The 17,188-nt window shown below is 42.0% G+C and carries 7 protein-coding genes; all 7 read right to left on the reverse strand.

Annotated elements, in window-relative coordinates; genetic code table 11:
* Positions 1–116 precede the first annotated feature (116 nt).
* A complete protein-coding gene (locus ACE1ET_RS13190; RefSeq protein ID WP_375728880.1) occupies positions 117–1,853 on the reverse strand; it encodes a sugar-binding protein in 1,737 nt (578 codons plus the stop codon).
* An 815-nt stretch (positions 1,854–2,668) separates the two neighbouring features.
* On the reverse strand, positions 2,669–4,213 hold the full coding sequence (locus tag ACE1ET_RS13195) for a RagB/SusD family nutrient uptake outer membrane protein (RefSeq protein WP_375728881.1): 1,545 nt from the start codon (positions 4,211–4,213) through the stop codon (positions 2,669–2,671).
* Between the two features lie 20 nt (positions 4,214–4,233).
* The gene (locus ACE1ET_RS13200) at positions 4,234–7,326 is read right to left on the reverse strand and encodes a SusC/RagA family TonB-linked outer membrane protein (RefSeq protein ID WP_375728882.1); all 3,093 of its coding nucleotides are present in this window, start codon (positions 7,324–7,326) and stop codon (positions 4,234–4,236) included.
* A gap of 36 nt (positions 7,327–7,362) precedes the next feature.
* A complete protein-coding gene (locus tag ACE1ET_RS13205; protein WP_375728883.1) occupies positions 7,363–8,841 on the reverse strand; it encodes a fasciclin domain-containing protein in 1,479 nt (492 codons plus the stop codon).
* A gap of 9 nt (positions 8,842–8,850) precedes the next feature.
* The gene (locus ACE1ET_RS13210; protein WP_375728884.1) at positions 8,851–10,335 is read right to left on the reverse strand and encodes a RagB/SusD family nutrient uptake outer membrane protein; all 1,485 of its coding nucleotides are present in this window, start codon (positions 10,333–10,335) and stop codon (positions 8,851–8,853) included.
* An 11-nt stretch (positions 10,336–10,346) separates the two neighbouring features.
* Positions 10,347–13,598, reverse strand: coding sequence for a SusC/RagA family TonB-linked outer membrane protein (locus ACE1ET_RS13215; RefSeq protein WP_375728885.1), 3,252 nt, complete (start codon positions 13,596–13,598; stop codon positions 10,347–10,349).
* 22 nt (positions 13,599–13,620) lie between these two features.
* Positions 13,621–15,813: a fasciclin domain-containing protein gene (locus tag ACE1ET_RS13220; RefSeq protein WP_375728886.1), complete on the reverse strand. Its 2,193-nt coding sequence runs from the start codon at positions 15,811–15,813 to the stop codon at positions 13,621–13,623.
* Between the last annotated feature and the right edge of the window lie 1,375 nt (positions 15,814–17,188).

Raw genomic sequence — 17,188 nt, forward strand, 5'->3', positions numbered from 1 at the left:
ATTTCCAAAACATACAGCTTATTAATGAGCCTCCGTACATCCCCTTTTTACTTCAGGCTTATTCAAAAAAGGCCTTGCTTATGGCAAGGCCTTTTTGTGATTAAAACCATTTAAACTTATCTAATAAACTTCTGTGTTGAACCATCATCCAAACGAATGAGGTACAAACCTTTACTTAACTGTGAAACGTTTATTTTAGCCAGGCCGTTTACAGATCTTTGCTCTGCAACTTTGTGTCCTGCGATGCTGTATACTGAGACATTAGTGTCTTTACCTGCAACCTCTACATTCAGGATATCAGCATGACCTACAGGATTCGGATACATATTGAATTTTGTTGTATTCACTTTCTTCAATCCTGTTTCTACACCCAGAATTTCAGTATCAGCTTTGCTGATCAGTGATACGCTGTCGATATAAACAGTACCATCATCTATGGATAACAGGAACTGAACTTTTTCAGGTGTTGTCTCAGTAATCTGATCGAAAGTTACTTCATATTCGTACCATGTTGGTTCGGTCTGCAGTTCAAACAGCCATTCTGATCTTCCATCAACATTTCCTTCAGAACTACTTGCGCCATAACGGTTGTAACCATTAGCTTCATTATCTTCAAAGTCTGTAGTAGCTACACGAACTTTTGAGGCCCATGCCTTAAACTTATAGATATATGGTATATTTGGAGTTGCATGGAACATGTTAGTCTGGTTGAACTGATAATGCCAGTTTTCTGCTTTTGCAACTGTCACGCATTTAACCACACCGTCTTCCCAAACGTATGTTTCTCCTGACTCAGCGTCTACCCAGCCGCCCCAGGCACTCAGGTCAGTATCAAAGTTACCGTTCACAATCAGGTTTGCTTCGTCTGCTGTCAGAATCTGATTTGTAATGGTAATGGTAACAGGATCAGAATCAATGTATCCACCGTCAGTAGATGATGCATAAATAGTAACTTCTCCATCTCTTACTGCTTTTACCAATCCTGTAGAGGAAATAGTTACGGCATTTGCAGGATCAGCATAATACTTTAATTCCTTATTGGTTGCATTACCAGGTACTATTTCAGTAGTAAGCTGTATTGTTCCGTTGTTCACATCAATTGTGGTAGATGAAGGAGTCAATGTAATTTCATCCACATAAATAAGATCTGATGGATCGGCAAGCGTTACCAGACCGGCATCATTCATATTACCCCAGTTTTCACCTACAGTACCAATGTTAGCCCACACCTTGCGTTGTCTTGATCCGGCATCTCCTGCTGCATCTCTGTCAGAAATATACACATCAAAGCCAAACTCAGCGGTTTGAGCCATTACAAAACTACTTTTATCAACAAGCGTTGAGAAAGGAATAAAATATTCAATGGTATAACTCGGATCTGTAGTTTTAAGGGCATACCTGTAATTGCTTTCCTCTGTTAATGCACCATTGGCATTTTCTTCGGTGATACTTGGTGCAAACTGATAATGTCCGGTTCCTCCTGTACTTGGGCCCTGTCCATCAGCAAGGTCACCTTCGTTGACATCGAAATAAACTTCAGCCTTGTCATAAGTCCACTCATCACCACCTGTTTGAGCATACCAGGGCACAAGCACATCGTCATCTACATAAACCAGTACAAAAATACCACTGTCTGCATACATCCCTTTAAAATAGGAAGCACCAACTGTTGGGGTCTCACCGGTATAGTCTTTGTCAATATCGTACTTGGTTGCATTATCCCACACCGCATCAATTTCACCGTCCAGTACAGGAGCGGTATCTGTTAACCTTGTAAAAACTGCTTCAGGCTGTTGTGCAAATGAGAATGCACCAACCAGAAAAGCCGCAAGAATTGTAAAAGTTTTCCTCATAATAATTAGAATTAAGTTATTAAATTTAAGTGTTGCTTTTCAAAAAAACTTGATGAAACTAAATTATGCAGTTTTCAGGAACCAACATAATAACCCGGCGCTATTTATGCGCTACACTTAAGTAAATCGTGCAATAATTTCATTTACAGCAACACACAACAAACTCTATTACAGAATATTACAAATTCAAAAAATCAAATTTTAATCGTCCTTTTTATATATTAAAACCATGTATTGCACACATTTCATTATCGTTTAAACAACATAAATGCACATTATTCCAACCCTTGGATACTTCAAGGCAAACAGGTTAGAATCAGCATGTTCAAAAAGGTCCTCTCAAAGCAAGTTAGACTAAAGGCAAAATCGTATATTATTGCATAACCTGAGGAAAATATACGTCATGAGAATAGCAAAGAACTCCGCAGTCATGTGAATCCAGATCTAACCACAATGAAACACAAAGGGAATTCACTAAGGGACACAAAGCATCCACACCACTATAAAGGAACTAAAATCCTCATAATTAACCGGTAATTTTAACATCCAAAGTACACCGTGCAATCATTTTGAGAACAAATGCATCTTCATGGCTTTATATTTAAAACTAGCTAATTAAGTGATAAAACTTAAACATAAATAAATACTTAAGTGGTTCAACAGGGTTACTCAGCCGGCAACATTAACAACAGGATGCAGTGCAATGAGGTGCCGGAATTAATTTCAGGCATTGTACATAAACTATAAAAAATCCCCCGACCATATGGTCAGGGGATGCAGTTGTTAAGGTTGTGTTTGTATGGACTCCGGACCTGTCAGTGAAATGGCAGGTACCAGTTTTCTTTATTCATATAAAACTGTTTTACATATTCCGCCATACTACTGTCGTATTTTGCAGCAATTATGTTTCCGATATATTCCCCAGGATTGTCACGTCGTTCTGCCACGCGGATCAGATCTGACATACGCTTTCCTTCAAAGGCACATTCCATGGCTTTTTCCTGAAGAATGAGATCTTCAATCCTTTCTACCCGTTCATTCCCGGTAATCGAATCCGGAATTTCCCTGTTTTGCAACAACACACGGTTTCGTATACCACGGTTTTTACTGAAAGCCGAATAACCTGCCGGTCGTTTGGATAGACTCACACCACTGATCCCGTTATTTAAAAACATGAGGGCCACATCCGACTGACCGTTGCGGTTCAATGCTTCAGCAAGCAGAAGATGCACATCACCTGCGCGTTGAAGCACGATATCAGAACTGTAAGGTTGCGCTTCGTCAATGTCGTATTTTCTAATAAAATAATTACCCGATGAAATTGTATCATATGTTATGCCCATGCCACGGTAAACATCTGCCGTATCGCGCCGGGTAGTGACCTGTGCTTCCATGGAATCCACAAGAACCTGCGAAGGTTTCACCATAAACGAACGGTTTGGAAGCATAAGATCAACCATGGTATTTACCTGTTTCTGATTGATGGAATACGGTATAACCAGCATGTTTTCAAGTATGGCATTCTCAGCATTAAGAAAGATAGATTCCCAGGCATCTTCGTCATAAGAGGCATCAACTTTATATGCTTCATCACCTGCAATTGCCGGAGCCGTTTCCAATCCAAGTTTCAGATAATATATGGCGTTTTCATAATCCTGCTTCTCCAGGTATAATTCCCCTAGCACAGCCTTGTAATTTGGGAAACCTATGAAATAGGCCTGGTCCCTGGCAACAGATGCCGTGTCCTGATCGTAGATCACAGAATCGCTGTTAAACTGACTGATCAGTTTATCAATGACGTCCGCTTTTGAAATGGGAGTCATGCTGCTTAAGTCTTCAGGCAGACTGGTCATATTGTCATCTATCATAACCGCCTCACCATATAAACGGGCTATATTCAGATAACACCACGCTCTTAAACCGTAGAGGTTTGAACGCATATCAAACAAATAATTCGTCTTGAAATCCCTGTCCTTTTCTGCCGCTCTTTCAATATTTGCAAGCACCTCGTTAACGTTTATAATCACCCTGTATAATCCTGAATAATCCAGGTAAGGGTTACCTGCACTAAACTCCTGGTTATACAGAGCGGCGATATCGCTGGCCGCATTCGGGGTGATATCCATCTGGTCGCTGCGCAAGCCATCCAGCAGGATCAGGTCTGGTGCCACATCCTGAAGACCACTCAGTGTCCCATACAACGATGCTATAGCATCCTCAAGGGTCTGATAATGCTCATCGGGGGTAATTCGTTCCCCAACCGGAACATCAAATATATCGTCGCTACAGGCTATGGTAAGACTGAAAACCGCTGCTAAAGCGAGAAGTCTGAATATCCTTTTAAGTGATTCTGATACCATCGTTTTAAATTTTTCCAGGATTATAAATCAAGTTTTAAACCCACAATAAATTTCCTTGTCTGAGGCATTTGACCGTAATCCAGTCCCATACCAAATGCATCGTTTGCATATTGAAACTCCGGATCATAACCGGAATAACTGGTAAAAGTCAACAGGTTTGTTGCACTTACGTATGCTGTCAATCCTCTGAATCCAAATGCTTTTGGGAAATCATAACTTATTGTAAGTTGTTTCAGTCTAACAAATGATGCATCTTCAATCCAACGATCAGAAAATACCGTGTTACCAGTAGGATCACCAATGGAAGAACGTGGAACAGAATTTGATGTTTCTGGACCGGTCCACCTGTTCAGTACTGAAACAGATTGATTGCTGTATCCATACATCGACTCTGTGAGGTACCGCACATAGTTGAAGGCATCATTTCCAACGGCATAATTAAGCTGAGCCGAAAGCTGTAAGCGGTTTAATTTAAAGGCTGTAAATACGCCACCATAAAAATCAGGATTCGGATTTCCTATCACTGTTTTATCCGCTTCGTTGATGATGTTATTATTATCCGCATCATGGTATTTTATATCGCCGGCCTGCATTACCTCACCATTTGGTCCGGTTACTGCTGCTGCTTCTGCATCGGTATTGAAAACACCATTGGTCTCGTAGCCGTAAAAGGCAGTCCTGCTGTTTCCGACGGAAGTGACCATCTGACCGCCATAGAAGTCCGTGACTATTTTATCTGCTTCCGGATCAATAAACGACAATGCCGTTATTTCAGTCACCGTTTTTGAAGCATTCACGGCCAGGGTCCATATTACAGGCCCCAGATTAAGACGGGTATCAAGGCTAACATCCAGTCCTGAAATCTTTAGCTGACCATCATTATTATAATATTCGGGATATCCATAATAAAACGGCAGTTCCTGTTGCATCAGCAGATTGTTGATATTGGACTGATAAGCATCGATATGCAGATTAAGTTGTTGTCCGAAAAAGGTAAGATCTGTTCCCACGTTAGCCGTATTTTTCCGTTCAATTTCCATGTCCGGATTTGGGATCGCCTCACGTAACAATACACCTGAGCTGTTGAGACGGCGGGTGACATAGTAGTTTTGGGAATTGTAGTATACAGAGCTAAACATGTTCCCTGTTGAAGAATAGGAACCGCGTAATTTAAAATTATCGACAGGACGCCATGCCGCTGCCACTGACGGATACAGATTAAACCTCTGATCACCGCTTAATGCTGAGCTGCCATCGTAAGAGAGACCGGCTTCAACAAAATACTTCTGTTTGAAATTATAGCCAAGATTTGCGAAATAAGAGAGCCAGACCAATCCTGTTTCATCACCTCCCACTTCTCTTAAATAGGTATATTTTCCGCCTTTACCCAGACTACTGATTTCGTCTGAAGCTGTATTCAGGTCAATCGCATAGTTATACTTGTAATTATTTTTCATATAACGCAATCCGGCATTGGCAGAATACGCGTGTCCATTACTGTTTACATTATGATAGGTCGCCATGGTATGGCTTTGCACCGATTGAAACTCGTTGATAAAATACTGCGGACTGTTCTTTGCCGAATCCACCTGAACCAAACCAATATCCGGCAGAAAAATATCTTCGTGGGAGTTGTTATAGTCGATACCAACCAAGGTAGAAACACTCAGTTTATCGCTGAACTCATATGTGGCTTTCAAAGAACTTACAAAAATATAGTTCACATTTTTACCGAGTGCATTCCGTGTTATTGCCACCGGATTACTCACCGGGAATATATCACCTACATCATCAAGATATGGTAAAACTGCACCTGTGAGCGCATCCCGTGCATTGGTCTGCATAATGGAAGGTTTAAGCAAAGCAGACAGCATAGGGTTTTTAAAATGGCTGTACCCCTGATTTGGTGTTGTGCTGTTAGCCAGTGATATTTTCACATTTGGCTTCACAGAAAAATGGTTTGTAATATTTATTTTACCATTGATGCGCAGGTTGAACCTATTGTATCCCGTATTATCATAAATACCATCCTGAGCCATATAGCCTGTAGAAATATTGTATGTAGCAATTTCGTCACCACCCTTCAGAAAAAAATGGTACTTCTGCAAAACAGCAGGTTTGAAGATCTCCTTCTGCCAATCGGTACTGTTGTTGTATTTGTAATACCCCAAAGCGGACTGATTGCCATGCAACCATGGATACATGTTGTTGATCTGATCTGTACTGTAACCCTGACCGCCGAGTACCTGATCAAAATAGGTTCTAAACTGATCCGCATTCAACACCTCCAGTGGCTGCGGACTTGAAGCCATACCTCCATATGCCGAAAATTTAATGCGGGTACTGGCCTCAGCTTCCTGTTCAGAACTGATATTGATTAAGCCGTTTGAGCCTGCTGAACCAAGAAAAGACAATCCATCTTTAATCACGGTGATATCGGTGATGTCTTCATCATCAATAATATCCATCGGATTGAGGGTAAAGCCTTCCAGAATTCCGTTTTTCGCATAATTGTAATTATGCAGCATTCCATCGATAAACACCACAGGTTCGTTGGATGCCAGAAGTGATGAACCACCCCGGATATTCATATAGGTCCGCTGGCCCGGCATGCCGGATTGTTGCTGTACATACAAACCCGATATCTTCCCCTGAAGTCCCTGATCAAACGAGGTTATGGTTGTCATCTCCATATCCTGAACCGTGAGCGCCTCCAAAGGAGCAACAACATTCTTAAGCTGTTTATTCTCAAGTGGTGTAATCACAAGTTTATCTTCGGATTTATACATCTCCGGAACAAGATAAACCCGGATTGTCGTCTTTCCATGCACATAGAGACTGCGTTTGGTATATCCCGGCAAATTAAAAATCAGCATGGCATTGGCATCACCTACCCTGATGCTGAATTCTCCTTTTTCATCGGTACTGGTTGATATTCCTGAAACGGCATCTGAAACCGATACCATACCCAGTGCATTACCTGTACCTGACTCAACCACTGTTCCTGAAATATTTACGCTGTCAGTCTGCGCTGTTAAATAGCCTGAACCACCCACGATAAAAAGAGAGACCATGAGTGCTAAACAGAATATATATTTGCGATTTTTTGTCATTTCAAACTATATTAGATTATGGATCAGATTATTCATTTAATCAACCGGTGTAAACGTTACTGTGTCCCAGAATAAGCCACCAAACTGAATGGCTACCAGTTTTATTTTATGCCTTTCGGTTTTATCCCAAATAAATGTACCCAGATCAGGCACTTCGCCGGAATTCACGATTCCAATTCTTTCATCGTCAACGAATACCTCATAGCCCACCTGGTTTTGCCAGATATTTCCGGATACATGGTATTTCCCTTTCATGATCTTAGGCGTAGTGATCTCAATCCACCAGTAGCCCAGCATGTTCAGACAATCATCGTTTAACAGTGTTCCCGTATCGTGATCCTTCCAGTAATACTGCAGATAATCACCTGACCATTTGATGTACTTAAAGGTATTTTCCCCGTCAAACCATTTCATGTAATACTTACCGAAATAATCGCCCTGTTTCAGGTCGAAATAATCTGTGACCTCAAAAATAATTGTGGTTGGACTGGGTGTTTCAACCGGCAGCAAGCCGTTAATAGTATGTAAGGCGCCGTTTTTAGCCGGATAATTGGATTCCGGCACATAAAACCCAGTATAGGTTTCTGTTTCAGGATCTAAATTTAACTTATAATCATCTGTAATGGTAGCCTTTACATTATTATCATGCGACAGAATCGGATATAACTGTGATTCAAAATCTGACAGATAATAGGTGTTGGCCAGACAATGATATTCCATATAACGGTAGAATCCGTTATTCAGAAAAGTAAGACTATCAGGCATATCCGTAAACTGATTGATCAACTGATCAATATTTGTAATACCATAACGCCCGTATGTTGTATCAGCAATAGCCAGCACTGTAAAGCGTGTTCTCGCCGTTTTATTACCGTAAGGGAAGGTGATAATATCCAGGGTATCGCTTAGACCTGTCCTTTCAAGTCCCTGCGTAAATATTGAATATGACGGATTGTCCTTCAGGGTCTGATAAATACTTTTTGTGATGATCGGAATAACTTCGTCCACAACATGAATAAATCCGTTGGCCGTCTCTACGTCCCTGTCAATAATTTTTGCTTTCTTATTGAGAATAATATCTGCATTCTGGAATTCACTTACAATGTAATCACCAAGTGCATTGGTATCGCGCAAGGCACCCAGGCCCACATCACCGGTTGTAATCTGATTGGCTATCAAATGGTTGTAGACAAAGTCATAAACCATGTTGGTATCCGGAAAATCGCGAAAAGAAGAATAGCCATTTCCCTGGTAAAATTTCTGAATCGCCTCGTCAGTTGGCAGAAACAAGGTAAAAGGTCCCCGTGTACTCAGTATACGGTACAACTTTGTATACTCCAGCATCTTGTTGAATTCCGTAAATTCAGCATTATCGGCTACATACTCTGATATCACCTGGAATTCAGAATCCACTTTCCAGTAGATGGGATCCTTTTTACAGGCAAATAATACGACCAGCAACATTGCCAGAGGCAAAACGGACTTTATGTTATGTAATACTATCTTTTTCATCATGCTTTCTGATTATCTGTCGTAATACGGGTTTTGGATCAAATTCGGATTGGTTCTGATATCCCCTTCCGGAATAGGCAGGTAATAACTGAGGGTATCATAAACCTTAGCCTGCAGAATCGGTTTCTGCTTGATATCGGCACCTGCCAGGATCATGCTTATGATGAGCTGTTTCTGCTCAAAACTGTTGCGTTTGGCAACCCTTAGTACATCGAACCATCTTTTCCCTTCAGCAAGAAATTCTTTGGCCCTTTCTTCCAGTATGGCCGTCCGGAGATCTTCTTTGGTATCAACAGGAGAATGCGAGAGGTTTGCTCTTTCCTTGGTCTTCCTCAGCCACTCGTTGGCTCCGGATACATCATCCAACTCGTTCAGCGCCTCTGCCTTTATCAGGGTAATATCTGCATACCGATAGTACAGAAAATTGGCATCACGCTGGTTTTGTGAACGTGGGATTCCGGTTTCTATGCTAATGCTTTTATATTTCCTGAGCGGATCCGGATTTCTTGGGCTTGAAGGATTACAGGTGCGAATATCCTGTTCTGAGAGCAGCAAGGTTAACTGTTGCATATCAGACCTTATTTTTGCTGCACCTGTCAGTGGAATCAGATCGTTATAAATGGGATTCTCCTGGTAATCCAGATTATCGTCGTACTGAATTTCAAAAATACTTTCCACCTTTGAGTTACCCGGATAGTATAAACTAAACCAGTTGTCGGCCGGTTCCAGATCGTACAGACCAGAAGCGATAATTGAATCGCAGTAATCTGAAGCAAGCCGGTACTGCTCATCCCAAAGATACACGTCAGCCAGCAGCGCCATAATCGCATATTTATTGGCTCTTCCGGTTCTGAAACCCGGTTCGGCATTGCTTCCGAAGAACTCCGTTGTATATGCCATATCCTTGGCTTTCAGCAGATCCTTAATAACATGGTTTAAAACTTCACGTTCTGAACTTTTAGGAATAAACATATCTGTGGTGTCCGATAAGGTGGGTTCAATAACCAATGGAACATCTTTCCACAAACGCACGAGATAAAAATAACTCAGTGAACGAATAAAGAGCGCTTCGGCATCCACACCATCCATCATGCGTTTTGTAAATGTCTCATCAATTTCAAAGACTTCCTTATCATAATACATCAGTGTATTGGCAAGGTTAATGGCCTTATAATAGTGTCTCCAGCTTACCGCACCGTTTGTAGGGCTGATATTACTTTCTGCAATGCGTGCATAATCCTGGAACGGAGATATATCGTTGATCACCATAAGATCTGCCCTAAGTTCACCCCATATCAGGTTCTCCATGGATGCATCCCTGAACGCGTTGTACATGGCGCCCATTGCGCTGTACACATCTTCAGTTTTACCCCAGAAGTTTTCCTTCAGTAATTCATCTTCAGGCATCAGCGTCATCCAGTCGTTACACGATGTGATCATGAACAATAACAGCACTGCAATAGCTGCCGGTTTTTTATATATTCTGTCAAACTTCATAGCTGCAATTCTTAAAATGAAACATTTAAACCAAACATTACCCTTTTGGATGGCGGTGTTCTGCTGTAATCTTTTGGCAATGTATCCGGCCTGTTCGGGAGTCCGACTTCCGGATCCTGTCCCGAATAGTTAGTCAGTGTAAACAGGTTGTATCCTGTGGCATACACTCTCAGACTTCTCAGGTGAAGCTTTTTCAGGAGAGCACTGCTAAAATCATAGCTCAACGATATGGTTTTCAGACGCATATACGATCCATCTTCCACAAACCGGCTTGATCCAAGCCAGTTGTACCCTTTGTTATATAAGGGCCTCGGAACATTGGTAATATCACCTGGATTTCTCCAGTACCAGTTTGTGGCTTTGCTCTGGTTATCGTAGTTATACATTTTTTCGGTATCCATTCGGGTCTGGTTTATTACTTTCTGACCCAGCTTGAAATAGAGGAAGGTATTGAATGTAATATTCTTATACTGAGCCCTGATACCGGTACCACCCATTACTTTTGGGTTCAGGTCGCCCAAATAAACCAGGTCAAGTTCATCAATCTTACCATCATGGTTGATGTCGTCGTATTTGGCATCACCACCTTCAAAGGTATAGCCTTCAGAACCACCCATGATCATTTTTAAGGGTTCGGTCTTATTCAACCCATAAATGGGATCGCCATTTTCATCGCGCACCACAGCATCTTCATTGCTCTGATAAACACCAAGGTAACGGTAGCCAAAGAATCCCCCCAGTGGTTCACCCGGTACCACACTGATTTTGTAATTCCCGTTTGCCAGCATATCGCCGTATTCCATGGCAAAGTTCTCCGGCAGGCTGATCACAATATTTTTGTTGGTAGAAAAGTTGGCATTAACGCTCAGTTTAAAAGCCGTCTTTTCAAGAATCTTGTAATCCACCATCACTTCATAGCCCCTGTTCTCCATCTGTCCTTCGTTGATACTCATACTCGTAAAACCGGTATGGGTCGGGATGGCGGTGTTTTCGAGAAACAGGTCCTTGGTGACTTTGGTATAATAATCCAGTTCAACATTTAAGCGGTTTCGTAGTCCATAAAATGATATACCCGGGTTGAATGTCTCCAGGGTCTCCCATCTCAAGCTGGTTAATTCCACGCCATTGGGTTCAACGCCCTGGTAATTGAGATAAGACAGCTGAGCACTTGAATTATAGGTGTTCCAGTAAAGATAGTTTGTATTGGGTGAGTTCCCACTCTGCCCCCAGCTGACACGCAAACGAAAGTCATTGATCCAGGTGGCATCTTCCATAAAACTTTCCTCGTTGATTCTCCAGGCACCTGAAACGGTTGGGAATAAGCCCCAACGGCTATCAGGACTATATTTTGAATTCCCTTCATATTTGGCACCCATGGTAGCCAGGTATTTGTCCTTATATTTATAGGCACCCTGCAGGTAGAAACCAAGCGAACGATATTCTGAAAAGTTCTGTCCGATATATTCAATCGTTTTATCACCGGCAGGCAACTGAAGGTAAGGTGATGCCGAACGGCTGGTCTGCTGCTTTTGCCATAGTTGATTGGTTTTCTCGGTATCAACCTGACCCATTACTGTAAGACTGTGACCTTCTCCCAGAACCGGTGTATAAATCAGCTGATTATAAGTATAAATGGTGCTTTTCTTTGAAAACTCATCTGATGCAAGGTTGGTTATTTCACTGTCGTAAATGTAACCGACGGCATCGTATGGCAGAAACCTGTGCCTTTTATTATCGAAGATATCAAGGGTGATGGTAGAATTTAAGATCAGGTTGTTTTGAATCCGGTAACGCAATGTAAACAGTGCCCTTGCATTATTTTTTAGCTGTTCGTTTACACCCAGATTTGCCAGAGCCACCGGATTATACATATCCCGGGCATTGCCCTGCAATGTTTCTGCCGGTGTAAAATAATCGCCAACATGCTCATTATTTTCGTCCCTGTCGTACACACTCATATTAGGCATTTTACGATATGCGATAGATCTGATTAATTTACTTCCGAATTCAGGATCTTCAGCATCGTACGTATTATACTGATCGTAACGGGTATAAAGAATATCTGTTTTAAACGTTAGTTTTGATGACAGATCATAGTCGAGTGAACTGCGCAAAGTCAGTTTTTTAAGCCCGTTATTAATGGTAGTACCTGTTTCGTTGGAGTGCCCCACAGACATATTGTACCGTGACTTATCACCACCTCCACGCACCGAGAACACATGCTGTTGTGAATTGGCACGCTGAGTGATCTCTCTTACCCAATCGGTTTCCTGACTGAAATTATAATACTCCGTCCATCTCGGGTCAAAGGCAATTTCGTTTGCCAGATTATTCACATTGTTAGGATTGAACTGATTTGAAAATTCATTGCGATCCACATTGTAATGCATTTGCAGAATAAGACGGGAGTAGTCGCCTCCGTCAAGCATTGGTAGAGGATCCGGTTCCCAGCCCACAGCATATTTATAGGTATAGTCGAAAATAGGTTTTGACTTGATACCGCGTTTGGTTTTAATCATCAAAACACCATTGGCAGCACTTGAGCCCCAGATAGCTGTTGATGCAGCATCCTTCAGTACCTCTATGCTTTCAATATCCTCGGGTGCCACATCTATCATGTTACCGAACTTTTCTATATCGGCAGTGGCAAAATCGAAGTTTTCATCGATTTGTGAATTATACGGAATGCCGTTGACCACAATCAGTGGTGTATTCCTGGCATTCAGAGTAGCTGTACCGCGGATTCTGATATTCAGGCCTGCTCCCGGATCACCGGAGACGGAAGTAATATCCACGTTTGCGATACGTCCCTGTAACATATCCTCCACAGAGCTTCCCATCTGTGTTTCGAGTTCCTTAAATTCGAGGCGCGACACACTGGTGGTCCTGTCCCTGATGGTTGTTATGCCATCGTTGGACATTCGTGAACCGGATACAGATACTTCGTTCAGCGCCGTCGATGAGGTTCCAAGTTCCACATTAATGGTTGTTTTCCCGTTAACCGGAATAGTTTGCTTTTCGTATCCGATATAAGAAAACTGCAGCGGATTATCCGGATCACCCGTCTGAATGACATAGTTACCGTTCATATCCGTAATGGCACCTGTAAGAAAACGATCGTTTTCATCAATTTCCACTACGTTGACGCCAACAAGAGGTTCCTTTGTTTCGGCATCAACCACCTGCCCTTTAATGATAGTGGTTTGCGCCTGTGCATTTAAAAGACCTCCGGCTAAAGCTATGATAAGTAAGATTTTTTTCATTTTAAGACTCGTTACAACGTTACTACTGATACTTTAACACGGAGTTAATTTTATGAATCACACTCTTTTGAGCCAGGTTATCGGCTTTGGCATGATCCACAGTAACCACCTGTCCGCTCATATCTGTAACCCTGAGGTTATTCATTTCGTTATTAATTGTCACCGTATAAAACTTAGGTCCGTTGGGGGTTTCCGGTGCTTCTGCCTGTGTTGAAAATGTTCCGCTACCACTGGGATCACCGTTATCGAATGACACCACATCTTTTACAAAATGATACTCCAGAAATGCAATCAGGGAATCACGGTCCTCAGGAATCAGTCCGGCATCTCTTGCAGCTGCAATGGCGTCGTTGGTTGGTGCAAAAACCGTCCAGGCATCTGAATTGGAGACAAAGGAAAGTCTTGGAATCAGCTCCTTGGTATCGCTGTCTTTGATACGGCGGTTCAAAAGCCGTGAACCATCAAGCAGGGCAGCAAATTCAGTTAGTTCCGGATCGAACCAGATTAATTTACCCATGCTGTAATACCGCGATTTAATGGCATTTGTTATGCCATACTGAATCCCTGTTTCGTTGGGTTCCTTACTGTATACAATGGTTATGCTATCGTTTAAATACTGGTTTTCAGGTCCCTGTAAAATATTATTCCGATAGTGCACATAGTTACCTGAGCTCATTTCAAGAAATCCCTCGCCACTTAAATCTGTTACCTTATTGAAGGTGACAAGGTTTTGAACGAACTCTGTCAGCTGATCGGTTTTCATTTTCCGCCAGACTTCGTCAGGACCGTAGTATTCAATCTGATTGGCATCTTTATTATACCGTACATTCGATTTTTCCAGTTCATCGTTTGTTGGTGCAAACAGCGTTACATCCTGGTATCCGCTGGCCAGAGTCCGGATCATACCGGTTTCATTCAGGGCAAACAGAAAAGTGGAATAGTCCTTAATAAAAAAGAGATCACCAGTAACCCCAGTAAATGCGTTGGGTTCCAGCACTTTTTTCATGTCGTAGAATACACCGTTGCTGCACATATATCCCGAATTGATATCATCGCGGGTTAATGTAAGCGGATCACCAAAATCATTGAAAAATCCCCGCTCCATTTTTGACACCAGTCCCAGTGAACGAATAAGGTGGCTTCGCAATACATACGACAAGGTGATAAGCGGCACACTGTCGATACTGCCATAAGAAGCCAGAAGTTTGTTATTGATATATGGTTCCAGGATATTGTCCTCTGGAATAAACGCACTGTACACATCCTTCATCCTTACCTCAGGGCCATCACCGGGACCTGCATCGTTTGCTATGTTGGGCAAATCAACATATGATTTCTGATAAAAGGTATTCTGATCCTCATCCACTATGGGTAAGCCATAATCGGCAAAGCGCTGCATCAGATCGTAGAACACGCCGTATTTATCGAGATGCTGACGCAGATACTCCTCAATACTTGGCATTGGTGCCACCACCTGATCAAGATAGTAGATAAACCCACTGGACGTTCTTGCTCCCAGTTCATCCGGTTTTGCCGGATTCGGGATCACCCTGGCATTATGCCAGTTCATGGCCTGATTGGCCAACGGTGAAGCTGCATCGTAAGTACTGTTGGGATAAATAAAGGTATAGTCTGAACCATCGGTCGCCGCGAAATAATCTTCGAAGAAATCTTTACTCCACAGCGGTACATATTTATCTCCGGTGTAGATCCGTAAGGAATCACCTTCGAAATCTGTATTGTATTTGACATACTCCGTATAGGGTGTTGAACGGCTTGGTGTTCTTTTACGGAAAAACAGCCCGGCATATTCCCCGTTTGGCCCCTGTTCCTCGCTCCATACGTATTCGTAGATTAACTGGTAACGTGAGCGTGGATTGACAAGGATATGCAATGTGAATAACTGAAAAGCCTCGTCGTCGGTCAGGTCATCCACCGATTCTTTGCCAATGGAATGAAAATATTCTGTAAAAGCTTCATCGTTTGGCACAAACAAGGTATACAGAATTTTAGAAACAGATTCAGTATATCCGGCCCTGTCCATTAATTCAAGAAAAATGGTATAATCACCTGCGGCCTGCAGGGTTTCAATATTCGATCCACCCAACCATGGCGGATCTTCGTATCTTTCTTTATAGTCCTTACAGGCAAAGAGAGCCAGAAGCGCAAACAGCACTGCAGCTCTTTTTTGGAAAAACTTAAGATTAATAAACATATTCGGATTTTTGTAGTATTATAGTTAGCAAAACATACCCTTAAAATAGCTCAATCGAACCAACTAAAATAGCAAATTATAAGGTTATCATAACAACACTCCCAATTTTCAATTTAACATTTTTTTTGTAATCGGTAACCCGAAAATAAGGCCTTTCCTTAAATGTTATCTGATGAAAAGTCATACTTATTCTCTACAATGAAAATTTAATTCATTATATCCGCATTACAGAAGCATCTTAATCACTCACACACTTACACTTACAACAACAAACCCCAATGAATTCAAAAAAAATACCCCATCACCTTTTGAGGCTGCTATTTCAGATTTTCGTATAAAAATTCCTCAAAAAATAAGTGTTTTAAGTACGCTTATCCGCTTTTTATAAAGGTATGGTCCTCACTCATTTTTAGAAAAAATAATCCTCCTTTCGTAAGGCATACCAGACTTACGGAATCTGCCAAAATTTTGGTTAAATGGTGCATTCAATTTTATGACCCACCCTAGTTATTTAATTACGAATTATGAATACATGACCCACCCTGGCTTTTGACAAACTTGTAAGATTCTATTTACTGCCCTCCCTAAACACTCTCTTCGGTCGGCCAAGGGAGGGTGTTTGGACAAGTGATTTTCATTGGGATGTGATTGAATCAAATTTGCAGGTCTATACTGTCCCTCTTTGTCACGAAATAAAGTAAAGTGATAGAGAGGGTTATCCTGAAAAGAACGAGCTGGAACTGAGAACTGGGGTGAGTCAAATAATTCATGACCCACCCTGGCTTTTGGCAAACCTGCAAGCTTCATATTTGCTGCCCTCCCTAAACACTCTCTTCGGTCGTGCCCAGGGAGGGTATTCGGACGGGTACATTTGCTTGTGAGGCGATTGGATTAAATTGGATGAATTTGGCAATTAGAAAAGAATTGAAAAGTTATAATCGGGTCCGCTTGTATAAACGGTCCCTCTTTGTCACGCAGTGTAGCCAAGTGATAGAGAGGGCTGTCTTTTGGAGAACATGGTGGAACTGGAGTCTGGGGTGAGTCAGATAATTCATGACCCACCCTGGCTTTTGGCAAACCTGCAAGCTTCATATTTACTTCCCTCCTTAAACACTCTCTTCGGTCGGCTCAGGGAGGGTGTTTGGACAAGTGATTTTCGTTGGGATATGATTGAATCAAATTTGCAGGTCTATACTGTCCCTCTTTGTCACGAAATAAAGTAAAGTGATAGAGAGGGTTATCCTGAAAAGAACGAGCTGGAACTGAGAACTGGGGTGAGTCAAATAATTCATGACCCACCCTGGCTTTTGGCAAACCTGCAAGCTTCATATTTGCTGCCCTCCCTAAACACTCTCTTCGGTCGTGCCCAGGGAGG

Source organism: Quyinboa mangrovi (assembly GCF_042219825.1).
GTDB lineage: Bacteria > Bacteroidota > Bacteroidia > Bacteroidales > UBA5342 > JBHJHP01.